Origin of the sequence: Streptomyces sp. NPDC059454 (assembly GCF_042749965.1) — a bacterium.
GTDB lineage: Bacteria > Actinomycetota > Actinomycetes > Streptomycetales > Streptomycetaceae > Streptomyces.
This window is the reverse complement of sequence record NZ_JBHYVC010000022.1, coordinates 1-25,593: the sequence shown is the minus strand read 5'-3', so window position 1 is coordinate 25,593 and position 25,593 is coordinate 1. Positions and strand designations below refer to the sequence as shown.

24 protein-coding genes, 2 pseudogenes and 1 riboswitch are annotated in these 25,593 nt (G+C 72.3%); of the genes and pseudogenes, 17 read left to right on the top strand and 9 right to left on the bottom strand.

Translation table 11 applies throughout. The features are described from left to right. Window positions 1-13: 13 nt before the first annotated feature. Window positions 14-700 carry a DUF5995 family protein gene (locus tag ACFXAE_RS17435; protein ID WP_384714898.1) on the bottom strand — a complete coding sequence of 229 codons (687 nt, stop codon included), beginning with the start codon at window positions 698-700 and terminating at the stop codon, window positions 14-16. A gap of 172 nt (window positions 701-872) precedes the next feature. Between ACFXAE_RS17435 and ACFXAE_RS17430 the strand changes: the two genes are divergently transcribed. After that, window positions 873-1,997, top strand: a complete 1,125-nt coding sequence (locus ACFXAE_RS17430; protein WP_384715116.1) for a glycoside hydrolase family 6 protein — start codon at window positions 873-875, stop codon at window positions 1,995-1,997. On the opposite strand, the gene ACFXAE_RS17425 is transcribed toward ACFXAE_RS17430, so the two are convergent. After that, on the bottom strand, window positions 1,979-3,382 hold the full coding sequence (locus ACFXAE_RS17425; RefSeq protein WP_384714895.1) for a uracil-xanthine permease family protein: 1,404 nt from the start codon (window positions 3,380-3,382) through the stop codon (window positions 1,979-1,981). The two genes, ACFXAE_RS17430 and ACFXAE_RS17425, sit on opposite strands and share 19 nt — an antisense overlap. 177 nt (window positions 3,383-3,559) lie before the next feature. Here ACFXAE_RS17425 and ACFXAE_RS17420 point away from each other — a divergent pair, with 177 nt between their 5' ends. Continuing rightward, complete coding sequence (locus ACFXAE_RS17420) at window positions 3,560-4,018, top strand: acyl-CoA thioesterase (RefSeq protein WP_384714892.1); 459 nt, start codon at window positions 3,560-3,562, stop codon at window positions 4,016-4,018. Here the strand turns inward: ACFXAE_RS17420 and ACFXAE_RS17415 are convergent. After that, window positions 3,978-5,183: an MFS transporter gene (locus ACFXAE_RS17415; RefSeq protein ID WP_384714889.1), complete on the bottom strand. Its 1,206-nt coding sequence runs from the start codon at window positions 5,181-5,183 to the stop codon at window positions 3,978-3,980. The genes ACFXAE_RS17420 and ACFXAE_RS17415 overlap by 41 nt on opposite strands. A 151-nt stretch (window positions 5,184-5,334) precedes the next feature. Between ACFXAE_RS17415 and ACFXAE_RS17410 the strand changes: the two genes are divergently transcribed. Beyond that, window positions 5,335-6,525: an ROK family transcriptional regulator gene (locus tag ACFXAE_RS17410; protein WP_384714886.1), complete on the top strand. Its 1,191-nt coding sequence runs from the start codon at window positions 5,335-5,337 to the stop codon at window positions 6,523-6,525. A gap of 184 nt (window positions 6,526-6,709) precedes the next feature. Here the strand turns inward: ACFXAE_RS17410 and ACFXAE_RS17405 are convergent, their stop codons facing one another. Both ACFXAE_RS17405 and ACFXAE_RS17400 read right to left on the bottom strand, forming a co-directional pair. Next, window positions 6,710-7,468, bottom strand: a complete 759-nt coding sequence (locus ACFXAE_RS17405; protein WP_384714883.1) for an SDR family oxidoreductase — start codon at window positions 7,466-7,468, stop codon at window positions 6,710-6,712. A gap of 387 nt (window positions 7,469-7,855) precedes the next feature. Continuing rightward, window positions 7,856-8,035: pseudogene (locus tag ACFXAE_RS17400) on the bottom strand (hypothetical protein); the annotation flags it as partial. 292 nt (window positions 8,036-8,327) lie between these two features. Then, window positions 8,328-8,458: riboswitch (FMN riboswitch) on the top strand. A gap of 145 nt (window positions 8,459-8,603) precedes the next feature. Between ACFXAE_RS17400 and ACFXAE_RS17395 the strand changes: the two are divergent. The 9 genes from ACFXAE_RS17395 to ACFXAE_RS17355 all read left to right on the top strand — a co-directional run bounded on the left by ACFXAE_RS17395 (window position 8,604) and on the right by ACFXAE_RS17355 (window position 16,066). Further along, window positions 8,604-9,218 carry a riboflavin synthase gene (locus ACFXAE_RS17395; RefSeq protein ID WP_384714880.1) on the top strand — a complete coding sequence of 205 codons (615 nt, stop codon included), beginning with the start codon at window positions 8,604-8,606 and terminating at the stop codon, window positions 9,216-9,218. Beyond that, window positions 9,215-9,856, top strand: a complete 642-nt coding sequence (locus ACFXAE_RS17390) for a nicotinamide riboside transporter PnuC (RefSeq protein ID WP_384714877.1) — start codon at window positions 9,215-9,217, stop codon at window positions 9,854-9,856. Before ACFXAE_RS17395 ends, ACFXAE_RS17390 begins: the two co-directional genes overlap by 4 nt. Beyond that, window positions 9,853-11,142, top strand: a complete 1,290-nt coding sequence (locus tag ACFXAE_RS17385; protein ID WP_384714874.1) for a bifunctional 3,4-dihydroxy-2-butanone-4-phosphate synthase/GTP cyclohydrolase II — start codon at window positions 9,853-9,855, stop codon at window positions 11,140-11,142. Before ACFXAE_RS17390 ends, ACFXAE_RS17385 begins: the two co-directional genes overlap by 4 nt. A gap of 21 nt (window positions 11,143-11,163) precedes the next feature. After that, the gene (gene ribH, locus ACFXAE_RS17380) at window positions 11,164-11,649 is read left to right on the top strand and encodes a 6,7-dimethyl-8-ribityllumazine synthase (RefSeq protein WP_384714871.1); all 486 of its coding nucleotides are present in this window, start codon (window positions 11,164-11,166) and stop codon (window positions 11,647-11,649) included. Window positions 11,650-11,683: 34 nt separating this feature from the next. After that, window positions 11,684-11,956, top strand: a complete 273-nt coding sequence (locus ACFXAE_RS17375; protein ID WP_029383007.1) for a phosphoribosyl-ATP diphosphatase — start codon at window positions 11,684-11,686, stop codon at window positions 11,954-11,956. A 47-nt stretch (window positions 11,957-12,003) separates the two neighbouring features. Continuing rightward, window positions 12,004-12,888 carry an ATP phosphoribosyltransferase gene (gene hisG / locus ACFXAE_RS17370; protein WP_384714867.1) on the top strand — a complete coding sequence of 295 codons (885 nt, stop codon included), beginning with the start codon at window positions 12,004-12,006 and terminating at the stop codon, window positions 12,886-12,888. A 19-nt stretch (window positions 12,889-12,907) separates the two neighbouring features. Beyond that, window positions 12,908-13,378, top strand: a complete 471-nt coding sequence (locus ACFXAE_RS17365; RefSeq protein ID WP_384714864.1) for a PH domain-containing protein — start codon at window positions 12,908-12,910, stop codon at window positions 13,376-13,378. 283 nt (window positions 13,379-13,661) lie between these two features. Next, window positions 13,662-14,993, top strand: a complete 1,332-nt coding sequence (locus ACFXAE_RS17360; protein WP_384714861.1) for a hemolysin family protein — start codon at window positions 13,662-13,664, stop codon at window positions 14,991-14,993. Beyond that, window positions 14,990-16,066: a hemolysin family protein gene (locus ACFXAE_RS17355; RefSeq protein WP_384714858.1), complete on the top strand. Its 1,077-nt coding sequence runs from the start codon at window positions 14,990-14,992 to the stop codon at window positions 16,064-16,066. The genes ACFXAE_RS17360 and ACFXAE_RS17355 overlap by 4 nt, the downstream gene beginning before the upstream one ends. Before the next feature lie 214 nt (window positions 16,067-16,280). Here the strand turns inward: ACFXAE_RS17355 and ACFXAE_RS17350 are convergent, their stop codons facing one another. After that, entirely contained in the window at window positions 16,281-18,143 is a 1,863-nt protein-coding gene (locus ACFXAE_RS17350) for an AAA family ATPase (protein WP_384715113.1), read from the bottom strand. 429 nt (window positions 18,144-18,572) lie between these two features. Beyond that, the gene (locus ACFXAE_RS17345) at window positions 18,573-19,193 is read right to left on the bottom strand and encodes a uridine kinase (RefSeq protein WP_384715110.1); all 621 of its coding nucleotides are present in this window, start codon (window positions 19,191-19,193) and stop codon (window positions 18,573-18,575) included. A gap of 308 nt (window positions 19,194-19,501) precedes the next feature. On the opposite strand from ACFXAE_RS17345, the gene ACFXAE_RS17340 reads away from it, so the two are divergent. The 3 genes from ACFXAE_RS17340 (at window position 19,502) to ACFXAE_RS17330 (ending at window position 21,916) form a co-directional block, all read left to right on the top strand. Beyond that, complete coding sequence (locus ACFXAE_RS17340) at window positions 19,502-20,884, top strand: peptidase C39 family protein (RefSeq protein ID WP_384714855.1); 1,383 nt, start codon at window positions 19,502-19,504, stop codon at window positions 20,882-20,884. Window positions 20,885-21,024: 140 nt separating this feature from the next. Further along, a complete protein-coding gene (locus ACFXAE_RS17335; protein ID WP_384714852.1) occupies window positions 21,025-21,165 on the top strand; it encodes an SCO1431 family membrane protein in 141 nt (46 codons plus the stop codon). Between the two features lie 94 nt (window positions 21,166-21,259). Then, on the top strand, window positions 21,260-21,916 hold the full coding sequence (locus tag ACFXAE_RS17330; RefSeq protein WP_384714849.1) for a TetR/AcrR family transcriptional regulator: 657 nt from the start codon (window positions 21,260-21,262) through the stop codon (window positions 21,914-21,916). Window positions 21,917-21,922: 6 nt separating this feature from the next. Here ACFXAE_RS17330 and ACFXAE_RS17325 read toward each other — a convergent pair. After that, a pseudogene (locus ACFXAE_RS17325) lies at window positions 21,923-22,515 on the bottom strand (glycosyl hydrolase family 18 protein); the annotation flags it as partial. Window positions 22,516-22,841: 326 nt separating this feature from the next. Between ACFXAE_RS17325 and ACFXAE_RS17320 the strand changes: the two are divergent. Beyond that, window positions 22,842-24,014 (top strand): acyl-CoA dehydrogenase family protein, encoded by a 1,173-nt coding sequence (locus ACFXAE_RS17320; protein WP_384715107.1) that lies wholly within the window; start codon window positions 22,842-22,844, stop codon window positions 24,012-24,014. Window positions 24,015-24,367: 353 nt separating this feature from the next. On the opposite strand, the gene ACFXAE_RS17315 is transcribed toward ACFXAE_RS17320, so the two are convergent. After that, the gene (locus ACFXAE_RS17315) at window positions 24,368-24,802 is read right to left on the bottom strand and encodes a hypothetical protein (protein ID WP_384714846.1); all 435 of its coding nucleotides are present in this window, start codon (window positions 24,800-24,802) and stop codon (window positions 24,368-24,370) included. A gap of 267 nt (window positions 24,803-25,069) precedes the next feature. On the opposite strand from ACFXAE_RS17315, the gene ACFXAE_RS17310 reads away from it, so the two are divergent. After that, window positions 25,070-25,510: an Lrp/AsnC family transcriptional regulator gene (locus ACFXAE_RS17310; protein ID WP_030867874.1), complete on the top strand. Its 441-nt coding sequence runs from the start codon at window positions 25,070-25,072 to the stop codon at window positions 25,508-25,510. The last annotated feature ends 83 nt before the right edge of the window (window positions 25,511-25,593 follow it).

The following is a 25,593-nucleotide window of genomic DNA, read 5'->3' as shown; positions in this document are numbered from 1 at the left end:
CCCCGCCGCCGGATCAGTCCGGCAGCGGGGTGAGCAGCATGCGGCCGGCGAAGCCCACCGCCGTGTCCAGGCGTTCGGTGAATTCCCCGGCGACGTCCGGCAGCCCGCGCAGCGCCCACAGGGCGCGGGCCGCCGTCCAGGCCGCGTCCCGGGCGCGCTCCAGGCTCCACGCGCCCAGCAGATGGGTCAGCGGGTCGGCGATCCGCAGCAACTCGGGGCCCGGGGTCAGCTCCTCGCGGATCCGGTCCTCCAACGAGAGGAGGAGATCGCCCACTTGGTCGAACTCGTCCTCCAGATCGACGGGTTCGCAGGCGAGCGTGCGACAGGTGTCCACGACGGCGAGCGCGAGATCGTGGCCGATGTGCGCGTTGATGCCCGCGAGCGCGAACTGCAGCGGACGTACGCCGGGATGCCGGCGGAACTGGAACAGCGGACGCCAGCAGGCCGGTGGCCGCCGCTCCTTCGGCACCGCGTCCACCGCCGCCAGATAGCGCTCCGCGAACCGCACGTCCAGCGTGATCGCCGCCCGCGTGTCCGGGAAACGGCCCGCGTCGATCCGCCGGTCCACGGCCTCCGTGACGGTGAGGTAGACACGGTTGAACACCGCGACCCCGTCCCGCGCGGGCAGGGCCGCGTCGAGCGCACGCATACGGGAGATGACCCCGTCCACAGGTGTGAGGACTTGTTCGCATCGCGGCATGAGCGCAGAGTCGCACCTTTAGGCTGGGACCAGTGGCGGCGGGCCCGACGCTTCCCCGGAACGGGGGAACGCGCCCGTCGTGGGGGAGGGGAGCAGCACCGTGTCAGGCTCGCGTGCCCGGCGCCTGTCCGCGCGGAGGGCCGAGCGCCGGCGTGCCGCCCGGCGCGGCGCGATGGTCGCGGCGGCCTCCGTGGTGGTCGCGGTCGGCACCGCCACCGGGATGATGTCGGCGGTCGGTGACGGGCGCGGCGCGGACGAGGCCCGTCCCGGGGTGACCTCGTCACCACGCCTGGAACCGCTGCCCGTCGTGCCCCCGCCGTCACCCTCCCCGTCGGCGACGAGGTCCCCTTCACCCACGGCGAGTCCGGAGAAGAAGGCGAGCCCGAAGGCGTCCGCGACCGGGGCCGGGAAGAAGCGGCGGGCCGCCCCCGTGTCCACCCGTCTCTACCGCCACCCCGAGTCCCAGGTGCTGGACTGGGTGCGGGAGCACCCCGACGACCCGCGCCGCGCGGTCATCGAGTCCCGGATAGCCGACCGGCCGGCGGCCGTGTGGTTCGCGGACTACTCCCCGGACTCGATCACCTCCCGGGTGCGTGCCGTGGTGTCGGGCGGCGCGGCGCAGGGCCGGGTGCCCGTGCTCGTGCCGTACGCGGTTCCCGACCGCGACTGCGGCGGGCACTCCCAGGGCGGGGCGCCCGATCCGGCCGCCTACGACGCCTGGATCGACCGGTTCGCCGCCGGACTGGGCGACAGCGAGGTCATCGTGATCCTGGAGCCCGACGCGATCGCCCTGTCCGAGTGCCTCTCCGCCGGGCAGCGCGCCGACCGCTTCGCCTCGCTGGCCCGGGCCGGCCGGGTGCTGAAGGAGGCCGGTCCCCGGGCGCGGGTCTACTTCGACGCCGGGCACTCCGGCTGGAACGCCCCGGCCGAGCAGGCCGCCCTGCTGCGGCAGGCCGGGGCCGCCTCGGCCGCCTCCTCCGACGGCGTCTTCAGCAACGTCTCCAACTTCCACGCCACGGCCGACGAGATCGCCTACGACCGTGCCGTGCTGGACGCCCTCGGCGGCCCGCCGGGCCTCGGCGCGGTGATCGACACCAGCCGCAACGGCAACGGTGCCCCGTCGGACGGCGCATGGTGCGACCCCGCGGGCCGCAAGCTCGGCCGGACCCCGACGCTGAGCACCGGGGAGGCCGGCATCGACGCCTACCTGTGGGTGAAGCTGCCGGGGGAGTCCGACGGCTGCAAGGGGGCGCCGGGCACCTTCACCCCGTCGTACGCCTACGACCTGGCGCGCTGATCGCCCCCGGTGCCGTCGGTGTCGTAGGAGGACGTGCCCTCGTCGAGCAGCGGCTCCTGCGTCTTGAGGTGGGCGGGCGCGAAGGCGCGCAGCGCGTGGTAGCCGGTGATGACGACCAGCGTGCCGAGCGCGATACCGCTGAGCGAGAAGGTGTCGGTGAACTCGATCGAGACATTGCCGACGCCGATGATGATGCCCGCCGCGGCCGGTACGAGATTCAGCGGATTGCGCAGGTCCACCTTGGCGTTGGTCCAGATCTGCGCGCCGAGCAGGCCGATCATGCCGTACAGGATGACGGTGATCCCGCCGAGCACCCCGCCCGGGACGGCCGCCACGACCGCGCCGAACTTCGGGCAGAGACCGAACAGCAGGGCGAAGCCGGCGGCGGCCCAGTACGCGGCCGTGGAGTAGACGCGGGTCGCGGCCATCACGCCGATGTTCTCGGAGTAGGTGGTGTTGGGCGGGCCGCCGACCGCGGTGGACAGCATGGAGCCGACGCCGTCGGCGGAGATGGCCGTGCCGAGCTTGTCGTCGAGGTTGTCGCCGGTCATCTCGCCGACCGCCTTGACGTGCCCCGCGTTCTCGGCGATGAGCGCGATGACCACCGGCAGGGCGACCAGGACCGCCGACCACTCGAAGGACGGGCCGTGCAGGGTGGGCAGTCCGATCCAGTCGGCCCGGCCCACGCCGGACAGGTCCAGGCGCCAGTGGTCGGTGACCTGGCCGCTCGCGTCCGCCGAGTGGATCCGGCCGAAGACCCGGTCGAGCGCCCAGGACAGGACGTACCCGAAGACCAGCCCGAGGAAGATCGCGATCCGGGACCAGAAGCCGCGCAGACAGACCACGGCCAGACCGGTGAACAGCATCACGAACAGGGCGGTCCACTGGTCCTGCGGCCAGTAGGTGGAGGCGGTCACCGGTGCCAGGTTGAAGCCGATGAGCATCACCACCGCGCCGGTGACGATCGGCGGCATCGCGGCGTGGATGATCCGCGCTCCGAACCGCCGCACCGCGAGACCCACCAGGAACAGCGCGGCCCCGACCACGAACACGGCGCCGGTGACGGTGGCGCTGGAGCCGCCGTCGGCCCGGATGACCGCGGCGACGCCGACGAAGGAGAGCGAGCAGCCGAGGTAACTCGGCACCCGGCCGCGGGTGGCGAGCAGGAAGACGGCGGTCGCGACCCCCGACATCATGATCGCCAGGTTGGGGTCCAGACCCATGAGCACCGGGGCGACGAAGGACGCCCCGAACATCGCCACGACGTGCTGGGCACCCAGACCCGCCGTGCGCGGCCAGGAGAGCCGTTCGTCGGGGCGGACCACCGCGCCGGGGGCCGGGGTGCGGCCGTCCCCGTGGAGTGTCCACCTGACGCCGAGATCCATGGGCTGTCGCTTTCGTTCGTATGTGCAGCGTGTCCGGACCATTGTGAGGGCTGGGCAGCAGTGCTTCGTACGGGTGGGCGGGCGCGGCCGGCCCGGCTGAGCGTCTGCTTAGGATGAGGGCGCACCGCTGTTCGATGGAGAGCGGCACTCATTCCGTACGTCCCAGGAGTCCCACCCGTGACCGCCGAAGCCCCGCTCGCCCCCGCCCTGCTCCACGGCCGGCTGGTCCCCGTGACCGTCCACTTCGACGACCTCGACGCGCTGGGGCTGCTGCACAACGCCCGTTATCCGCTGCTCGTCGAGCGGGCGTGGACCGAGCTGTGGCAGGAGAAGGGCGTCCGCTTCGACGGCGACTGGGTGGCGGCCGGCGACGCCTGCAACGCGGTCCGGGAACTGCGCATCGGCTACGAGGCCCCGGTGACCCGCGCCGGTACGTACGCGGTCCACCTGTGGCTGGAGCGGCTCGGCACGACCGGACTCACGTACGGCTTCCGCTTCTGCTCGGCGGACGGGGCGGAGACCTACGCGCGGGGCAGCCGGGTGCTGGTGCGGCTGGACGCCACGACCCTGCGCCCGGCGCCCTGGAGCGAGGCGTTCAGGGACGGGGCTCGGGAACTGCTGCGTCCGGACGCGTGACCTTCGTACGGTCTCCCGCGCGCAGCACGCTCGCGAAGCCCGCGATGCCGCACGACAGCACCGTCACCAGGACGAACGACACCACCAGGCTGGTCGCCTGGGCCAGCAGCCCGATCGCGCTCGGGGCGATCAGCCCCGAGGTGTAGGTGATGGTCGCGACGCCCGCGATCGCCAGGCTCGGGTTGGCGCCGCTGCGGCCGGCGGCGGCGAAGCACAGCGGCACGACCACCGCGATGCCGAGCCCCATCAGCGCGAACCCGCCCATCGCCGTCGCGGGGTGCTCGGCGAACACGATCAGCAGTCCGCCCAGCAGGGCGACGACACCGCTCGCGCGGACCGTGCGCACGGCGCCGTAGCGGTCCACCACGTGGTCCCCGGCGATCCGGGCGACCGCCATGGTGAGCGTGAAACCGGTGGTGCAGGCCGCCGCGAGACCGGCCGAGGTCTCCAGCTGGTCGCGCAGGTAGACCGCCGACCAGTCCAGGCTCGCGCCCTCCGCGAACACCGCGCAGAAACCGATCGCGCCGATGAGCAGCGCGGAGCGGGGCGGCAGCGCGAACCGCGGCGGCGGCTCCTCGTCCTCGGCGGGCTGCAGGTCGAGCACCCAGGTACAGGCGGTCACGCCCACCACCGTCAAGGCGGCGGCCGCGAGCGCGTGGTGCAGCCGGGCGTCCGTGCCGAGGTGGGCGGCGAGCGTGCCGGCCGCCGAGCCGACCAGGGCGCCGGCGCTCCACATGCCGTGCAGCCCGGACATGATCGACTTGTCGAGCCGGTTCTCCACCTCCACGCCCAGCGCGTTCATCGCCACGTCGGACATGCCGGCCGTGGCGCCGTAGACGAACAGGGTCAGACAGAGGGTCAGCAGGTTCGGGGCGAGTGACGGCAGGATCAGCGCGAGCGTCCACAGCGCGATCAGACCGCGCAGCGCCGTGCGGGCGCCGAACCGGTGGCTGATGCTTCCCGCGAGCGGCATCGCGACGGACGCCCCGAGCGCGGGGAAGGCGAGCGCGAGGCCCAGCTGCCCGGCGCTCACCCCGGCGTGGTCCTGGATCCAGGGGACGCGGGTGGCGAACGAGCCGGTGACGGCGCCGTGCACGGCGAACACGGCGGCCACGGCGTACCGCGCCCGCCTCACATCGAGCTGTCGATGGACCACTGCGCTCATTGTCCCGCCCCTCCCGGTCGTCGGTCTCCGCACGCGCCGCCGTAAACTATCAGGAACCCTGCCTGAAAGATAAGGGGTGTCGACCGGTCCCCGCGCACCGCGCCGTCGGTCCTCGCACCGACCGGTTCCGCCGATCTGGAAGGATCCCGGCATGGCCGCATCCCCGAGCACCGCCAGAGCCATCAACGACCGGCTCGCCCTGCGCCTGCTCCAACAGGAAGGCCCGCTGACCGCAGGGCAGTTGAAGCAGCTGACCGGGCTGTCCCGGCCGACCGTCGCCGACCTCGTCGAGCGGCTCACCGCGGCCGGACTCATCGCGGTGGCCGGTGAGGCGGGAGAGCAGCGGCGCGGCCCCAACGCCAAGCTGTACGGCATCGTCGCGGACCGGGCGCACCTGGCCGCGCTGGACGTCCGCACCGAGGGCGTCACCGTGGTCGTGTCGGACCTCGTCGGCGGCGTACTGGCCGAGGCCGCCCTGCCCATCACCGGGGACGCGGGGACCGGACCGGCGGTCGAACAGGCGGTCGCGCTGGTCGAGCGGACGGTGAAGGAGGCGGGCGCCGACCGGCTGCACACCGTCGGGATCGGGGCGCCCGGGCTGATCGACCCCGCGAGCGGCGAACTGCGCGACTCCACGGGCCTGCCCGAGTGGCACCGGCGCCTGGTCGCCGCGCTCCAGGAACGGTTCCCCGAGGCCCGGGTCAGCGTGGAGAACGAGACCAACCTGGCCGCGCTGGCCGAGCAGCGCGACGGAGCGGCCCGCGACCGGGACACCTTCGTCCTGCTGTGGCTGGGGCACGGCACCGGCGCCGCCGTGATCCTCGACGGGATCCTCCGCAAGGGCGCCTCCGGCGGTACGGGCGAGATCGGCTTCCTCCCCGTCCCGGGCACCCGCGGTCTGCCCTCGGCCACCGACTGCGGGGGCGGCTTCCACTCCCTGGTGGGGGCGGCGGCGGTCGCGGAGCTGGCGGAGGAGCACGGCGTCGTGGCGGAGCCGGGGACCGAGCCGCCGGCGGCGGGTGCGGTACGGACGGCCGTCGCGGCGGCCGGACCCGCCTCCCCCGAGGCACGCTTCCTCGACACCCTGGCCGACCGGATCGCGGTGGGCGTCGCCTCGGTGGTCGCGCTGCTCGATCCCGGCCACGTGGTCCTGGGCGGTGAGGTCGGCCAGGCCGGCGGCGAGGTGCTCGCCGCGCGGGTGCGGGACCGTCTGGCCGCCCTGTCACCCCTGCCCGCCGACGTACGGCCCAGCACCCTGGGCGGCGGCGCGGTGCTCCGCGGAGCCCTCCTGACGGCCCGCGACCAGGCCCAGGACGAACTGTTCGGCGCGCCCGGGCACTAGCCTCCGCTCACGGCCCGGCCGGCCGCTGAACACCGCCGGCCGGGCCGGGCCGGACCGTTCCGGAGATCCCGGCGTCGGAGCCCGGCCGCGGGCGGGTTCGGCCGGGCAGGTGACCCGCCCTGTCCGGTCGCGGCCGGGCCGGCCGCTTGGCCGCCGCGGCGGGGGAGGGAGGCGGCCGTCCCGTTCACCGGTGTGTGACGCCGGCTCCGAACCGCTTCGTCAGGTACTCGTCGAACGTGCCCCTGCCGACCGCCCGCTCCGGGGCGAGGTGACCGCCCTCGCGGAAGGCGTCGTAGGCCGCGCCGCGCAGCGGGACCTTCACCACCGCGCGGCGGCGGCCCGTGGCCTTCAGATACGCGCGGGCCAGGGAGTCGAACGTCCGGATCTCCGGACCGCCCATGTCGTCGACGCGGCCCGCCGGCGCGCCCCGGGCCAGCTCGGCCAGGCGGTCCGCGACCTCCGTGACGTCGACCGGCTGGTCCTTCACCCGGGCGGGCAGCAGCAGGACCGGCAGCTTCGCCATGCCCTGGAGCACCGTGAGGACCAGGTCGTGGAACTGGGTCGCGCGCAGCACCGTCCAGCCGATCCCGGAGTCCTCGACCAGCCGCTCCACCGCCAGCTTGGACTTGTAGTAACCGAACGGCACCCGGTCGACACCGACGATCGAGATGTACGCGAGGTGCCCCACCCCGGCTCGCCGGGCCGCCGCGATCAGGTTCCGCGCGGCCTCCTCGTCGCCACCGCGCGATGACGTCGCGCAGTGCACGATCGTGTCCACGCCCGCGACGGCCTCGTCCAGTCCGCTCCCGCCCTCGCGCAGATCGACGGCGTACGGCCGTGCGTGCCGGCTGAGCACCCGCACCTCGTGCCCGCCCGTCCGCAGCCGTTCGGCGACGTGCCGGCCGAGCGTGCCGGTACCGCCGGTCACCAGGATCGTGGTCATGCTGTTCCGTCCCTTCGGACCCCCGGGGCTCCCCGACGGAGCACCCCACGTCGGCCGGGACGGATCGACCACCGGCGGATGTGACATCGGTCCCGGGACCCGCCCCGTACGGAGTCCAGCTTCTCCGGGTCCGGCGCCGGGCGCATCCGCGCGTGGTGAGGCCCGGCGGCGGGCAAGGGCCGTCGTCACCGCCGCCGGGCCGGTCCTACGGGGTCAGCAGGTTCCCTGGACCCGCCGGACTCCCCATTCGCCGGTGGTGCCGGGCTCCTCGCCCTGTGTCACCACTGTGCCTTCCAGGCGTGCCCCCCGTGGGAGACCACGCTGCCCCCGCCGTACGCGATCGAGGCGTTCCAGGCCGGGCCGGCGCAGTTGCCGGGCTCACCGGGCGGAGTCGTCGAAGTGGCCGCCGGTCTCGTCCCAACCGCCCACCGAGATCAGTGTCTTGATGTCCGGGTGCTGCTTCTTGACCTTGTTGAACAGGTCGAAGTGGCCCTGGTAGGGCAGTTGCGGGTCCATCTCCGCGCCGACCACGCCCGGTCACGTCATCCCCGTGGCCGGGTTGGCGGCGAGCAGCAGGCCGGCGGCGGCGGAGGCGAGCGGCGCGGGTCCCGCTCCGGGGCGCGAGGGGGGCGGCACAGTGGGTTCCTCTCCACGGAAGGTGGCTCGGACCCTAAGAGGACTAGACCACAACGTCAATAGGTATGGACCAATTCGGCGGACCGTCAGGCGGGCGTCACGGCGGGGAAGTTGTTCCTCGCGCGACTCTCGGCGGTCTCCGCGTCACTTCCTGTGAGCCACTCCACAGCCCTCGCCCGCATGGACGACGGCCGGTCGTGGCACACTGGCCCTGTACCAGTAGCAGCGCACTCCGGGGTCGGTGAAAGTCCGAACCGGCGGTTACAGTCCGCGACCCGGTCGCCTCCAGCGACCGGTTGACCAGGTGAAATTCCTGGACCGACGGTTAAAGTCCGGATGGGAGGCAGTGCGCGGCGGGCGGGCATCCATGCGCGCCGCCGTACCGGTTCGCCGTGTGGGCGAGCCCTGTCCGGCGTCGCTCCCGGTGTCCTCGTCCGCGGTTTCTGTCGTCATCGACAGCCCCGGAGTCCGTGCCCGAAGAGGCAGGAGGACCCGGGAAGTGTTCACCGGAATCGTCGAAGAGCTGGGTGAGATCACCGCCGTCGAGACCCTCGACGACGCCTGTCGCTTCCGGCTGCGCGGCCCCGTCGTCACCGAAGGCGCGAGGCACGGCGACTCCATCGCCGTCAACGGCGTCTGCCTCACGGTCGTCGAGCACGAGGGCGACGAGTTCACCGCCGACGTCATGGCGGAGACCCTGAAGCGCTCCAGCCTCGGCGTCCTCGCCGTCGGCTCCCGCGTCAACCTCGAACGCCCCACGGCCGTCGGCTCCCGCCTCGGCGGCCACATCGTCCAGGGGCACGTCGACGGCACCGGCAAGATCCTCGAGCGCGAGCCGTCGGAGAACTGGGAGATCGTGAGGATCTCCCTGCCCGCCGGCCTCTCCCGCTACGTAGTGGAGAAGGGCTCCATCACCGTCGACGGCATCAGCCTCACCGTCGTCGAAGCCGGACCCGACTTCTTCACCGTCAGCCTGATCCCCACCACCCTCGCCCTGACCACGCTCGGCATCAAGCAGCCCGGCGACCCGGTCAACCTCGAGGTGGACGTCATCGCCAAGTACGTCGAGCGGATGCTCGGCGACCGCGCCACCGGTGAGGGGGCGGCCCGGTGAACTGGCTCAACTCCGAGGCCTTCACCCTCTTCGACCAGCACATCAAGTGGTCGGACATGATCGGCAACGTGGTCGGTCTGATCGCCCTCGCCCTCGGCTGGCGCCGCTCCATCTGGACCTGGCCCGCCCAGTTCGTCTCCGGGCTGATCCTCTTCACGGCCTTCGCCACCGCCCACCTCTCGGGCAGCGCGGGCAAGCAGGTCGTCGTCATGCTGGTCGCAGCCTGGGGCTTCTGGCAGTGGAACCGCGGCCGGCGGCAGGCGCAGGACGGCTCCGTCGCCGTACGGTTCGCGACCAACCCCGAACGACTTCTCCTCCTGGGGGCCGCGGCCGTCGGCACCCTCGCCGTCGGCGGGCTGTTCACCCTCTACCCGTCCCTGTCCTGGGACCCCTGGCCGGACGCCTACATCTTCGTCGGCACCATCGTCGCCATGTACGCGCAGGCCCGCGGCATGGTCGAGTTCTGGTTCGCCTGGCTGCTCGTCGACCTCGTCGGCGTCCCCCTGAACTTCGCCAACGGCTTCGCCTTCTCCGGTTTCGTCTACGTCATCTACGGCGCGCTCGTCCTGTGGGGACTGCGCGACTGGTGGCTGCGCTCCCGCGACGCGCGGCCCACTCTGGAAGGAGCGCCCGCATGAGCACGGCACCGATCCTGTACAGCACCGACGGCGTCGAGGACCTCATGCTCGACCCCGTCGAGCAGGCCGTCGCCGACATCGCGGCCGGCCGCCCGGTCGTGGTCGTCGACGACGAGGACCGCGAGAACGAGGGCGACCTCGTCGTCGCCGCGGAGAAGATCACCCCCGAGATCGTCGCCTTCATGATGAGCGAGTGCCGCGGCATGATCTGCGCCCCCATGGAGGGCGAGGAGCTGGACAGGCTCGGCATCCCGCTGATGGTGGAGAACAACACCGAGTCCATGCGGACCGCGTTCACCGTCACCGTGGACGGCTCGGGCGCCCACGGCGTGACCACCGGCATCTCCGCCGCCGACCGCGCGACCACGCTCCGGCTGCTGGCGAGCGGCACCGCGCGGGCCGACGACTTCGTCCGCCCCGGCCACATCTTCCCGCTGCGCGCCCGCTCCGGCGGCGTACTGGTGCGCAACGGCCACACCGAGGCCGCCGTCGACCTCGCCCGCCTCGCCGGTCTGCGCCCGGCCGGCGCCATCGTCGAGATCGCCGGCGAGGACGGCACCATGCTCCGGCTGCCCGAGCTGATCCCGTTCGCCCGCAAGCACGGCCTGACGATCATCTCCATCGAGGACCTGATCGCCTACCGACGCTCCGCCGAACCCACCGTCCGCCGCGAGGCCGAGGTCCACCTGCCCACCTCCCACGGCACCTTCACCGCGTACGGCTACCGCTCCACCGTCGACGGCGTCGAACACGTCGCCCTCGTCCACGGCGACATCGGCGACGGCGAGGACGTCCTCGTCCGCGTCCACTCCGAATGCCTCACCGGCGACGTCTTCGGCTCCCGGCGCTGTGACTGCGGCCCCCAGCTCGACGCCTCCCTGGACCGTATCCAGGCCGAGGGCCGCGGAGTCGTGGTCTACCTGCGCGGACACGAGGGACGCGGCATCGGCCTGATGTCCAAGCTGCGCGCCTACGAACTCCAGGAGCGCGGCCGGGACACCCTCGACGCCAACCTCGAACTCGGCCTGCCCGCCGACGCCCGCGACTACGCCGCCGGCGCGCAGATCCTCACCGACCTCGGCGTCCGCGGCGTCCGCCTGATGACCAACAACCCCGACAAGTCCGACGCGCTCGTCCGCCACGGCATCGAGGTCACCGGACGCGAGCCGATGCCCGTCACGGCGAGCGAGCACAACCTCCGCTACCTGCGCACCAAGCGGGACCGGATGGGCCACGACCTGCCCTGGCTGGACACGCCGACCGTGCCCGCCTGCGGCAACCAGTAACGAGAACCACCGAGGAGAGACGTGAGCGGCAAGGGTGCACCGGAGTTGTCCGTACGCAATGTGGGGGACCTGCGGGTCGCCGTCATCGCGGCGCAGTGGCACGAGAAGGTGATGGACGGACTGGTGGACGGCGCCCTGCGCGCCCTGCACGACCTCGGCATCGACGAGCCGACCCTGCTCCGGGTCCCCGGCAGCTGGGAACTCCCGGTCGTCGCCAAGGTCCTGGCAGGCCGCGGCTACGACGCCGTCGTCGCCCTCGGCGTCGTCATCCGGGGCGGCACGCCCCACTTCGACTACGTGTGCCAGGGCGTCACCCAGGGCCTCACCCAGGTGTCGGTCGACACCGGCGTGCCCGTCGGCTTCGGTCTGCTCACCTGTGACGACGAGGAGCAGGCCCTCGACCGCGCCGGACTGCCCGGCTCCAGCGAGGACAAGGGCCACGAGGCGGTCACCGCGGCCGTGGCGACCGCGGCCTGCCTGCGTTCAGTATCCGAACCCTGGCGGTGAGCAGGCCCCGTCACCGCGTAGGGTAAGGACCACCATGTCCAAGAAGACGTTCGAGGAGCTCTTCACCGAGCTCCAGCAGAAGGCCGCCCACGGCGACCCCGCCACCTCCCGCACCGCCGAGCTGGTCGACAAGGGCGTCCATGCCATCGGCAAGAAGGTCGTCGAGGAGGCCGCCGAGGTCTGGATGGCCGCCGAGTACGAGGGCAAGGAGGCGGCCGCCGAGGAGATCTCGCAGCTGCTGTACCACGTCCAGGTGATGATGGTCGCCCGCGGCATCTCCCTCGACGACGTCTACGCCCACCTGTGAACCCTTCCGTTCACGCCGCACCCCCTCACACGAAGGAAGCCGACCTCATGCTGCGCATCGCCGTCCCCAACAAGGGTTCCCTGTCCGGCCCTGCGGCGGAGATGCTGCATGAGGCCGGCTACCGGCAGCGCCGCGAGTCCAAGGAACTGCGGATCGTCGACCCGGCGAACGAGGTCGAGTTCTTCTACCTCCGTCCGCGCGACATCGCCATCTACGTCGCCTCCGGGCAGCTCGACATCGGCATCACCGGCCGCGACCTGCTGATCGACTCCGGTGCCGAAGCCGAGGAGATCCTCCCCCTCGGCTTCGCCCGCTCCACCTTCCACTACGCCACCAAGCCGGGCACCATCGGCGGCCTGGCGGACCTGAAGGGCAAGACGGTCGCCACCTCGTACGAGGGCATCGTCGCGGGGCACCTCGCCGACAACGGCATCGACGCCTCCGTCGTCCACCTCGACGGCGCCGTCGAGACCGCCATCCAGCTCGGTGTCGCCCAGGTCATCGCGGACGTCGTCGAGACGGGCACCTCGCTGCGCAACGCCGGCCTGGAGGTCGTCGGCGAGCCGATCATGCAGTCCGAGGCCGTCGTCATCCTCCCCCGGGCTCGCACACACTCGCCCGGGAGGACCCCCACCACCGGCGCGGACGGCGAGGAGCCCAAGGTGCGGCAGTTCCTGCGCCGCCTCCAGGGCGTCCTGGTCGCCCGGACGTACGTGATGATGGACTACGACTGCCGCGTCGAGCAGCTCGAGAAGGCCGTCGCCCTCACCCCGGGCCTGGAGTCCCCCACCGTGTCCCCGCTGCACAACGAGGGCTGGGTCGCCGTCCGCGCGATGGTCCCGTCCAAGGAGGCACAGCGGATCATGGACGACCTGTACGACATCGGCGCCCGCGCCATCCTCACCACGGCCATCCACGCCTGCCGCCTCTGACCGGGCCCGGAGCATCACCATGTCCGACGCGACCGCGGGCCGGCTGCCCGAACTGCCCGTCACCTTCCGCCCGGGCCGCACCCGTGCGGTGCTGCTCACGGCCGGCACCGCGCTCTTCGTGGTCATCACCCTGATCGCGCTGCTGCTGGACCAGCTCAGTCCGGGGGAGCGGATCAGCTTCGTGTTCACCGCCGCGCTGCTGGCCGGCGTGCTGTTCCTGCTGGCCCGGCCGAAGGTCGTCGCCGACGGGACGGGCGTCACCGTCGTCAACATCGTGAGCCGGCGCCGCCTGGAATGGGCGGAGGTCCTGCGGGTGAATCTCCGTCCCGGTGATCCCTGGGTCTTCCTCGACCTCAGCGACGGCACCAGCCTGCCCGCGCTCGGCATCCAGCCGGGCATCGCCAGACAGCGGGCCGTCGCCGACGCGCGGGCCCTGCGGGCGCTCGTCGAGGCCCACTCCACGGCCGGGCCCGAGGCACCCAGGAGCTGACCCGGGGCCGCCCCTCCGGAACGGTTCGGGGCCGGGCTCCGGGAAGCGCCGGGGACGTCCACCTGACGCAGTCGCCCATGTCTTGATTAATCTGGTGGGCGGAAGGCGCGAGGACCGCGCCTTCCGCCCCTGCCGCCCCGCCCGGTGCACAGGGGCTCCAGCTACCCGAGGAGTGACCCTCTCCGGCGATGGACGGATCGTCCTGTAGTACCTGCGCCGCCCCCTGCCGACGAAGCGCGGACCCGTTCCACGAGGTCCGCGCCCATGCGGAGGCGGCGGCATCATGACCACCCCCTTGCTGCTTCTCGCAGCCGCTTTCCTGCTGATCCTGGCCAACGGATTCTTCGTGGCCGCCGAGTTCGGCCTGGTCACCGTCGAGCGACCGGACGCCGAACGGGCCGCCGCGGGCGGCGACCGGCGCGCCCGCCGGGTCGTCGAGTCGCTGAGGGAACTCTCCTTCCAGCTCTCCGGCACCCAGCTCGGCATCACCATCACCTCCCTCGTCGTCGGCATGCTGGCCCAGCCCGCGCTGGCCGCACTGCTGCACGGCCCCTTCACCGGCATCGGCATACCCGAGGGCGCGGTCCCCGGTGTCTCCGTCGTCGTCGGCATGCTGCTGGCCTCCGCCGTGCAGATGGTGATCGGCGAACTCGTGCCGAAGAACTGGGCGGTGTCCCGCCCCCTGCAGGTCGCCCGCTTCGTGGCCGGCCCGCAGCACGTGTTCGCCCGGCTCTTCCGCCCGGTCATCGCCGGGCTGAACGCCGTGGCCAACCGCCTGGTGCGGGCCCTGGGCCTCGAGCCCGCCGAGGAACTGGCCTCCGCCCGCACCCCCGGTGAACTCGTCTCCCTGGCCCGGCACTCCGCGCAGGCCGGCACCCTGGAACAGGACACGGCGGACCTCTTCGTCCGCACCCTGTCCCTCGGCGAACTGACCGCACAGCACGTCATGACGCCGCGCGTGAAGGTCAGCGCCCTGCAGTCCTCGGCGACCGCCGAGGACGTGGTCAATCTGACCCGGGCCACCGGTCTGTCCCGCTTCCCCGTCTACCGGGAGCGGATCGACGAGATCGTCGGCATGGTGCACCTCAAGGACGCCCTCGCGGTGTCCGTGCGCGACCGGCTGCGCACCCCCGTGGGCCGCATCGCCCGCCCGGCGCTGCTCGTCCCCGAGACCCTGCCCGTACGGCCGCTGCTCACGCGGCTGCGCAGCGAGCAGCCCATCGCGGTCGTCGTCGACGAGTACGGCGGCACGGCCGGCGTCGTCACGCTGGAGGACATCGTCGAGGAGATCGTCGGCGAGGTGCGTGACGAGCACGACGGACAGGACCTCCCCGAACTCGTCCCCGCCCCGCCCGAGGACGGCAACCCCGCCTGGGACGTCGACGGCGGCGTCCGGGTCGACACCCTGCTGCGCGTAGGCCTGGAGGTGCCCGAGGGCCCCTACGAGACGGTGGCCGGCCTGGTCGCCGATCTGCTCGGCCGGATCCCGGCCGTCGGCGACCGCGCGGAGCTGCCCGGCTGGCGGCTGTCGGTCCGTAGGGTCGGTCACTACCGTGCCGAACGCGTCCGCCTGGTCAGAACGGCCCCGCTGCCCCTGGTGGAGGTGGCCGGATGAGCGTGCTGCAACTCCTCTTCGCCGCGCTGCTCGTGCTCGCCAACGGCTTCTTCGTCGGCGCCGAGTTCGCGCTCGTGTCGGTCCGCCGCAGCCAGATCGAACCGCTCGGCACCGCCCGCGCCCGCCAGGTGCTGTACGGCCTGGAACACCTGCCGCAGATGATGGCGGCGGCCCAGTTCGGCATCACCGTCTGCTCGCTGACCCTGGGCGCCGTCGCCGAACCGACGGTCGCTCACCTGCTGGAGCCGGTCTTCGCGTGGATGCACCTGCCGCACGGCGTGATCCACCCGCTCGGCTATGTCATCGCGCTCGCCGTGGTGGTCTTCTTCCACCTCGTCATCGGCGAGATGGTCCCGAAGAACCTGGCGATGGCGGCCCCCGGGAAGGCCGCGCTGTGGCTGAGCCCCGGCCTGGTCTGGTTCGCCCGTCTGTGCAAGCCGGTCACGATCGCGCTCGGCGCCTGCGCCCAGGCCGTCCTGCGGCTGTTCCGCGTCGAACCGAAGGACGAGGTCGAGGCCGTCTTCACCAGCGAACAGCTCAACCGGCTGGTGGAGGACTCCGGCCAGGCGGGTCTCCTCGACCCCGAGGAGGCCGAGCGCCTGGAGGACGCGCTGGAGCTGGGCTCCCGCCCGGTGACGGACGTCCTGCTGGACCGCGAGTCGCTGGTGACGGTCACGCCCGCGGTCACCCCGGGACAGATCGTGGAGCTCACCGCCCGCACCGGGTACTCCCGGTTCCCGGTGGCCGCGGACAGCGGTGCCTTCATGGGCTACCTGCACGTCAAGGACGTACTGGACCTGGAGGACTCCGACCGTGCCGTCCCGCAGCGCCTGTGGCGGCCGATGACGACCCTCCGCCCCGAACTCCCCCTGGACGACGCCCTCACGGTGATGCGCCGCGCCGCGACCCACCTGGCCCAGGTCTGTGACGCCTCCGGCAGGACAGTGGGCCTGGTGGCCCTGGAGGACGTCCTGGAACTCCTGGTGGGCGAGGTACGCGACCCCGCCCACCGAGAGGTGACGGTCACCCCCCAGAGGGCGAGCGGAACCCCGGAGGAGGCCCTGACCACCTGACCGCGGGCAACCGCGCCACCTCAGCTGCGGGCAGCCGTGCCTCCCCCAGTGCCCCAAGGGCCTGGGAGGTACCCCCAGGGCGGTACGGGTGGGCGGTGGGGGCGCCTCCCGCTCACGGGGGTCCTCCCCGCTCGAGCGAAGCCGAGAGCGGGGAGTCACCCCTCCAGCGGGGCGAGCCGACACCCGCCCCCCCGTCAGCCCGCCCACCGGGGCCTCACGACCCCGGTGGGTCCGTCGGCCCCCGCCCCGACAGCACCTCCCCATACGCCTGCATCAGATCCGGCAACCGCAACGTGGCCAGATCATCCCGAGTCAACGCCCCCGGATACACCGACAACCGCAGATCCCGGTAAGCGCAGCTCTTCTCGTACAGCGTCCGCAGGAACCGCCCGTTCCCCAGCTCGTCGATCCACCCCTGATCCACCACATGCCCGGCGATCGACCGCAGCTCGTCCAGCGCCTCCTCGTCCCACACATCCCCGTTCTCCTCCGCCAGCACCTCACCGATCGAGGTCAGCTCCAGCGGCCGGTACGAGGGAAAGTCCACCCGCGTGGTGAACCGCGACGACAGCCCCGGGTTCGCGGTCAGCAGCCGGTCCATCCCCTCCGGATACCCGGCGAGGATCACCACCAGATGATCCCGGTTGTCCTCCGCCCGCTTCAACAGCACCTGAAGCGCCTCGTCCCCGTACGCGTCCCCCTTGCCGTACCCGGAGTTGGACAGGGAGTACGCCTCGTCCACGAACAGCACCCCGCCCAGCGCGGAGTCGATCAGCTCATTGGCCTTCACCGCGGTCTGCCCCAGATACTCACCGACCAGATCCGCCCGCTGGGCCTCCACCAGATGGTCGCCGCCGAGCAGCCCGAGGGCGTAGAACACCCGGCCGAGGATGCGGGCCACCGTGGTCTTGCCGGTCCCGGACGGTCCGGAGAAGACGAAGTGGCGTTTCGGCGGCTGTACCGGAAGCCCCTGCCCGGCCCGCAGCCGCGCCATGTTCAGCTGCGCCGACAACGCTTTGACCTGCCGTTTCACCGGCTCCAGGCCCACCATGCGTTCCAGTTCGGCGAGTGCCTCCTCCAGTAACGCGGGGTCCGTGGGGCCGGTGGGCAGCGGTGACGCCCCGGCGCCCGCCCGCTCCCGCACGCCCGGAGCGGTGACCGGAGGAAGGGGACCCGGCACGGGCTCGGGTTCGGACAGCCGCAGGTCACGCCCCTCGGTGCCGAACAGAGGGTCGAGCATGTCGGGGCCGTCCATGGCATCCTGCCCGGCCCCGGTGAGTGTGATCGCGGCGAGATCGGCGGAGTCGTCGTACCCGTCGCCCTCGGCGATCGCGGCGAGCCGGGCGGAGGTGTCCATGAAGGCCGGATCGACCCGGTGCACGGCCCGGTACAGGGGGAGCGCGGCGGCGCTGCGGCCGGTGCCCTCATGGGCGCGGGCCAGCCAGTAGCGCAGCTCCTTGCGCTGCGGCTGTTCGCTGCGGCACCGCATCAGCGCCGCCGACAGCAGCGGTTCGGCCTGTCCGTACATCTCCAGTCGCACCCGTGCCATGCCGCCGAACAGGCCGGCCTCGATGCCCAGCATCGGGTCCTCGACGAGGGAGTCCGTGTGCCGGACCAGCTGCTCCCAGTCCTTGACCAGGTAGGCGCGGCAGGCGTGCAGGAAACGGACCTGCGGATCGGTGTCCACCGGGGGCAGTCCGGCGAGCGCCCGGTCCAGTTCGGGGACATGGCGTCCGTCCAGCCAGTGGGAGGCGTGCGCCAGCAGCAGATCGCGAGGGCTCTCCAGTACCGGCTGCACCCACCAGCCCAGCCAGTACCAGGAGTTGAGGGTGCGGCGGTGCCGGGTGCGCTGCTCGCCGAAGCGCTCCCGGTGCCGGAACATCCTGAGCAGCGCGGTCGTCGTGTCGACGCGCAGCGCGTGCAGACCCAGCCAGCCGTCGGCCATCCCGGGGTCGATCCGCACCGCGGCCCGGAACTCCTCCTCCGCCTGCGGATAGGCGCCCATCGTGTAGGCGTCCACGCCTCGCAGCCAGGCGAGGTCGGCCGGGGCCTGCGGGCTCTGCGTGCCGAAGTCCATCACGTCCCCCACGAACCGTGCCCCCGTCGGTGTGCCGGCCGGTCCTCGCCCGTCGGCTCCCGTTGGTCGAACCGCTGTGCCGCGGACCGGAGTTGCAAGGTGCGCGAAGCGGCGTCCGTAGGTCGCACCGAGGGCATCGTACCTGCGGCGGCGTCACGTCCGTAGGGTGCCGTACACGCCGAAGGGTGAGGTGGGAGGGGGAGCGCGGACCCCGTGCGGTGACCCAGGGTGATCGTCATATGCCGCTGAGCGCCCGAAAAATGCGCGGAGGGCAGAACGAAGCCCCCGATCACGGGGGAACAACCGGGGGCTTCGCGTCTGCCGGCGGCTCCGAAGGGCCGCACATTGAGAACGTAAGACCTGTACGCGCCCCCGGTCAAGCCGAGTTGGGGTACTCCGGCAACTTGTCCGGGACCACTCTTCACGAGTTCACCACAACACGGATGACTCGTCACCGTGTGTGAGGGGAGGGGGTGAATCACCCGCCCCGGCAGGCCCGGGAAGCAGCTCGTATCCCTGGGGGCGCTGCCGCACCAGAAGGCCGGCGAAGGGCCGTGAGGGATCGCCGGTGAAGTGCTCGTGTTCCGCGCGGATCCAGCCGTCCCAGAACTCCCGCTGCTCCGCTCCGTCGCGGGTCCGTCCCCGTGACCAGGACTCCTCCCGGGGGAGATCCATCCACAGCAGCAGCGCCAGATACGGGCGCAGCGCCCGGCGTCCCGCGCCGACGCCCTCCACGACGATCACGGGGGCGGGCGGCAGCGGGCGGGGCGGTCCGAAGCGGCGGGTCCGCCAGTCGTAGGGGGAGTAGTGCGCGGTCTCGCCGCGGCCGAGCGGCTCGATCACCTGGCTCAGCAGCCGCCCGGTCCAGTCGAACAGTTCGGTGTGGCTGGCGATGTCGTCGAGCCGCAGCACCGGAGCGCCCCCCAGCGCCTCGGCCAGCCGTACGGCGAACGTCGACTTCCCCGAGCCGGCGTGTCCGTCGACACCGACGAGCCGGACCGGGCCGCACGAGGGGGCGAGCCGGCGGATGCGGGAGGCGAGATCGTGAATGGCTGGTTCCTGGGGCGGGGAAGGGGGAGGAGGGCTTACTGGAGCACTCTAGGCCCCCGGACGGACGAGCCCCGGATGCCCGGACGGAGAAGCCCTCAAGCCTTTGAGCCCTCGGCCGGACAGGCCTGCCGCGGGTCCCGCCATTGGTCGAGTCCCATGTTGGTCGGGCGCGGTACGGCCGGGGTGCTGGCAGGATCCGCCCGGCTGCGTTCATAGTTGGCGCACCCGCTCCGTCCGGCGGACGTACACCGTCCGGCCGGCCGTGCTTTGGTCCTGTCCCGACTCCGACACCTGGGGGTCCTCCACCCATGAGCAGAGCCGAACTGCCGTCCCGCAGAAACCTCCTGGCCGCGGCGGTCGTCGCCGCCGTCGCCGGGAGCGTGGGCCCGGCGTCCGCCGGCACCCTGACGGCCGGCACCCCGGCCGGACGCGCCACCGGCACCGCCGGCCGGACCGCCGCCCGCCCCGTCGACAACCGGGCCTGGATCTCGTACACCGACTGGCGCGGCGGCACCGTCGACGGGACCCGCGCCGTCGCCGGTGTCCGCCCCGGCCTCGTGATCGCGAGGCCCGCCGGCACCACGGACTACACCGACCCGCACACCGGCCGCACGGCCGCCTGGGAGTACGCGACCTGGACCTCGCCCGTGCACCGTCTCAGGGTTCCGGCGACGGAGGTCATCGCCTCCTGGAACGCGCACACCCCCGAGGGCACCTGGCTCCAGATCGGGCTGAAGGGAACGTACTCCGACGGCACGGACACCCCCTGGTACGTCATGGGCCGCTGGGCCGCCGGCGACCAGGACGTCCGGCGCACCTCGGTGGACGGCCAGAGCGACGGGAAGAGCACCGTCTGGACGGACACGCTCTCCGTGGACGACGCCGCCTCGGGCCTGCGCGTCGTCTCGTACCGGCTGCGGCTGACCCTCCACCGCCGCCCCGGCACCCGGCTCACCCCGACGGTGTGGCGGCTCGGCGCGATGGGCTCCGACGTCCCCGACCGGTTCACCGTCCCCGCCTCGGAGCCCGGCCTCGCCGAGGAGCTGATCGTCCCGCGCTACTCGCAGGAGATCCACAAGGGCCGGTACCCGGAGTACGACAACGGCGGCGAGGCCTGGTGCAGCCCCACCTCCTCGCAGATGATCATCGAGTACTGGGGCGGGCGGCTCACCGAGGAGCAGCTGTCCTGGGTCGATCCGTCCTACACCGACCCGCAGATCTGCCACGCGGCCCGGTACACGTACGACCACCAGTACGCCGGCTGCGGCAACTGGCCGTTCAACGCCGCCTACGCGGCCACCTTCGAGGGCCTCCAGGGCGTGGTCACCCGCCTCGGCTCCCTCACCGACCTGGAGACGCTGGTCGCCGCGGGCATCCCGGCCATCACGTCGCAGTCGTTCCTGGCGGAGGAGCTGACCGGGGCGGGGTACGGCACCTCCGGGCATCTGATGACGGTGATCGGCTTCACCACCGACGGCGATGTGATCGCCAACGACCCCGCCTCGGACGACAACGAGGCCGTGCGCCGTGTCTACGAGCGGCGCGAGTGGGAGAACATCTGGCTGCGGACCAAGCGGTACAACGCCTCCGGGAAGGTGGTCTCCGGTACCGGAGGAGTCTGCTACCTCTACTTCCCGGCACGGCCGACCCCGCGGCAGCGCAGGGCGCTCGCGGCGGTGGGCGTGCGCTGAGCCGGTCCGGCCGACGGGCCCCGGGCGGCCGGGGCCCCTGTCGTGTGACCGATGTCTCGGCCGCGAAAGCCGCTCACGGTGGCAAGGTGGACGTCAGTCGCAGGGGGAGTCCACCGCACCACAGAGACCAGCGAGAAGCCATGACCACGAACGCAGCCACCGTCACTCGTGCCCGCACCGGCGGCCCCCGGGAGGACGGCCCGAAGATCCTCGAACACGCCATGGGATGGACCCTCGTCGTGGTCCTCGCGATGTTGGTGACCCAACTGGGACTGCTGTAACCCGAGGTCACGGGGATGCCGGTCCGGGCCTTCGGGGCGACCTGACATACTGCGGCGGGATGTCCCACCGCCCGCAGGAAGACCTGGGTCGAAATTGAACATCAGCCGGCAGCCCGCCGTACGCCCCGCGGCGCGCGGTACCGAGCGTTCGTCCGCGCGTCGCGCCGAACTCATCGCCATCGGGCGGAGGTTGTTCGCGGACACGTCGTACGACGCGCTCTCGATGGACGACATCGCACGCCAGGCGCAGGTCGCCAAGGGGCTGATCTACTACTACTTCCACTCCAAGCGCGGCTACTACCTGGCGATCATCGAGGACTCGGTGGCCGGCCTGGTCGCCTTCGCCGCCGGCGGGGCCGGACTGCCGCCCGTGGAGCGGGTGCACCGCACCATCGACAGCTATCTGCGGTACGCCGAGCACAACCAGGCCGCCTACCGCGCGATCGTCAGCGGCGGCGTCGGCTTCGACACCGAGGTGCACGCGATCCGGGACGGGGTGCGCGAGGCCATCGTCGCGACCGTCGCCGAGGGCGCCTACGGCCGCACCGACATCGCACCGGTGGCGCGGATGGGGCTGCTGGCCTGGGTGTGCAGCGTGGAGGGTGCCGCGCTCGCGTGGATCGACCGCGGTGAACTGTCCCGCGAGACCATGAGCGAGCTGCTGGTGAAGATGCTCGGCGGGGCCCTGCGCGCCATCGAGGAACTGGACCCCGCCCACCCGGCACCGGCGCCCGCCCGCCGCGACGGCTGAGACGGATCCGGGCAGCGGCTTGGACGCGGGGACGCCGAGACCCTTGAGCCCCGCGATGGCCGCCGAACCGTGGAAGTCCGCCTTCGGGATGCCGTCGTACGAGGTGAGCGCCGAGTGCGGGCCGGTGGGCCCGGCGCGTCCCGGGCGCCGATGAAGTCGTACGTCATCGGGTTGTACCAGTCGACGTACTGGGCGGCGCCCGCGTCATCGGCCGCGTCGATCCTTCCGCCCGGGGTGGCGTCCGCCGTGATCGCCGCGGTGACCAGGTCGCCGCAGCCGAACGTGGCACGCAGCGCCGACATCAGGTTCCGGAAGGCGTCCCGGCCGCTGGTGTCGCAGGTGGCGCCGCAGGTGTTCGGGTCCTCCCGGATGCGGGTGAGCCTGTCCGCGGAGCTCGGCGTCCCGATGTTCTTGACGTAGTACTCGCGGTCGTAAGTGCCCCATTCGGTGAAGTACCCGATGACCTTGGAACCGGCGGCCTCCTGAGCCGAGGTCGCGGTCGCGGCCGAGGCGCCCGCGCCGGCGAGCAGTCCGGCGCCGAGCACGGCGGCGCATGCGGCGGACACGAGCGCCCGCAGGGTGCGGGGACGGTGGGGGATCGCATCCGGTTGTCTCCCCGTGAGGGAGGGGAACGCGAGTCGATGGTCATGAACGCGATGACCCGATGGAGCGAAACACCAGGAGGACTGGACCAGTTGGTCAATGGTGCGGACCGATCGTGACGGAGAGGGGTTTCTTGAAGTGAGCGGTCGTTAACAAGTGACTTGCTGCGGCCGATCGGGCATACTCGCAGCGCACAGCCGCTGGTCAGCAGCTTCCGAGACCCGGGAGTGCGAGCATCGGCCAGGCACCGATACGACCCCGGCGGAGCCGCCTCCACCCAAGGCGCACGCCGATGTGCCCGAACAGGGAGGAGAGCGTCGCCATGCCCGACCGCGCCCCGCAGCCGGTGGACCGGCAACTGCCCACGGACGAGGCCCGGGACCTGATCTCGCTCGTCCGCGACATCGCGCAGCGCGAGGTCGCCCCGCAGGCGGCCGAGGAGGAGGACGCGGGACGCTTCCCCCGCGAACTGTTCACCCTGCTCTCCGAGTCCGGACTGCTCGGCCTGCCCTACGACGCCGAGTACGGCGGCGGCGACCAGCCGTACGAGGTCTACCTCCAGGTCCTCGAAGAGCTCGCCGCGGCCCGCCTCACCGTCGGCCTCGGTGTCAGCGTGCACACCCTGGCCTCCTACGCGCTCGCCGCCTACGGCGCCAAGGAGCAGCAGGCCGAGCATCTGCCCGCGATGCTCGGCGGCGGCCTGCTCGGCGCCTACTGCCTCTCCGAGCCCGCCTCGGGCTCCGACGCGGCCTCCCTGCGCACCAGGGCGGTGCGCGACGGGGGCGACTGGGTGATCACCGGCACCAAGGCATGGATCACCCACGGCGGCATCGCCGACTTCTACACCGTGATGGCCCGCACGGGTGAGGAGGGCCCGCGCGGCATCACCGCGTTCCTGGTGCCCGGTGACGCCGAGGGGCTGAGCGCCGCCGTGCCGGAGAAGAAGATGGGGATGAAGGGCTCGCCGACCGCCCAGGTCCATCTCGACGGCGTCCGGGTCCCCGACGCGCGGCGGGTCGGAGAGGAGGGGCAGGGCTTCGCGATCGCCCTGTCGGCGCTGGACGGCGGCCGGCTCGGCATCGCCGCCTGCGCGATCGGCCTGGCCCAGGCGGCGCTGGACGAGGCGCTCGGCTACGCGACCGAGCGGCGGCAGTTCGGCAAGCCGATCGCCGACTTCCAGGGACTGCGGTTCATGCTCGCCGACATGGCCACGCAGATCGAGGCGGGGCGCGCGCTGTATCTGGCGGCGGCCCGGCTGCGCGACGCGGGGCGGCCGTTCGCCAAGCAGGCCGCCATGGCCAAGCTGCACTGCACCGACACGGCGATGCGGGTCACCACCGACGCCGTGCAGATCCTCGGCGGCTACGGCTACACCGCGGACTTCCCCGCCGAGCGCTACCTGCGCGAGGCCAAGGTCCTGCAGATCGTCGAGGGCACCAATCAGATCCAGCGCATGGTCATCGCCCGCCACCTCGCGGGCCCGGAGACCCGCTGAGCGGGTCGGGCCCCCGCCAGGGCGCGGCGAGCCGGGTCCACTCCGGGTCCTGCCGCCCGGGCAGCGTGCGGCCCCGGTCGGCCCAGGCCCGCATGAGATCGCGGTAGATCGGCGGATCCGGGAGCCGGGGCGGCGCGGGTGCGACCGCCTCCGTGGGCGGTGGCACGAGGACATGGCGTTGACGCCCGGTCGTCGAGTGCGTGGGGGTCGTCATACCCGGGCAACGCGGGAGCGGCCGGGCGGTCACCGACCCCCTGAACAGGACGTGCGTTCGCGGCCGTCCCACGCGGACGAGGGCGCCGTCCCACGCGGACGAGGGCGGCGTACGACGCCGCCCTCGTACCGGCGCGTGCTCAGGCGGCGTGCCGCCGCATCGCCGGAACCCGGATCGGACGCGAGCCCGGACCGCCGACGTGCGAGAAGGGCTGGGTGCGCCAGTCGAGTCCCTGGGGGAGCGTCAGCAGCAAGGCGGTGTCCTGCTCCTGGGGAGTGACGGATTCGTCGGCCGGCCGTGCCTCGGAGGCCCGGCGGCCGGTGCCGGCGCAGACCGTGAGCCCGAACGGGTTCCACGGTGAGGCGCACAGCGCGTGCTCCGGCAGGACGTCCTCATCCGCGAGCAGGGCGATGGGCTGCGCGCAGTCCGGGCAGACGACCCGGTACATCTCGAAGGTGTCGTAGGCGTCGGGTTCCTCGTCCGGGGCGTCGGGTTCGACGTACTCCGGATCGAGCTCGACGACCGGCTGCTGCCGCTTGGACGTGGTACGACCAAGGCGCTTAAGACTCTGCATTGGGTTCTCCCCCTCGGGCTGGGCCGTGAAGGCACTGCGGCCTCGACCACAGCAAGCACTTCCCGTCCCCCCTCCGGGGTAATCACGGGAACATCACGGAGACCGTCCGACAGGTGTGGCATTCGTCACATGCCACGTGCGGGTGCCCCGTGCGGGGGCTTTGTCCCCCCGGACCGCGCGCGGCGGTTCCCGGCACATCACGAACCGGGTATGACCCGGGCGGCTCAGGTATCCGAGGAGATCAAGCGCACTGTAGGTTCTTGCGCCATGGAGGAGCTGGACCGACAGATCGTGCAGCTGCTCGTCAAGGACGGGCGGATGAGCTACACAGACCTGGGCAAGGCCACGGGCCTGTCCACGTCGGCCGTGCACCAGCGGGTGCGCCGGCTGGAACAGCGTGGCGTCATCCGCGGCTATGCCGCGGTCGTCGACCCGGAGGCCGTCGGCCTGCCCATGACCGCCTTCATCTCGGTCAAACCCTTCGACCCCAGCGCCCCCGACGACATCGCGGACCGTCTCGCCGGCGTCCCCGAGATCGAGGCCTGCCACAGTGTCGCGGGCGACGAGAACTACATTCTGAAAGTGCGCGTGTCCACACCGCACGAACTGGAGGAACTGCTCGCCCGCGTGCGCTCACTGGCGGGTGTCTCCACCCGTACGACGGTGGTCCTCTCCACCCCGTACGAAGCCCGCCCGCCGCGCATCTGAACGCCGCGCATTGCCGGCCCTGGACGAACCTCGTCCTCGAACGCCGGAGGGGCTGCTCTTCAGCCCCTCCGGCGTTCGAGGAG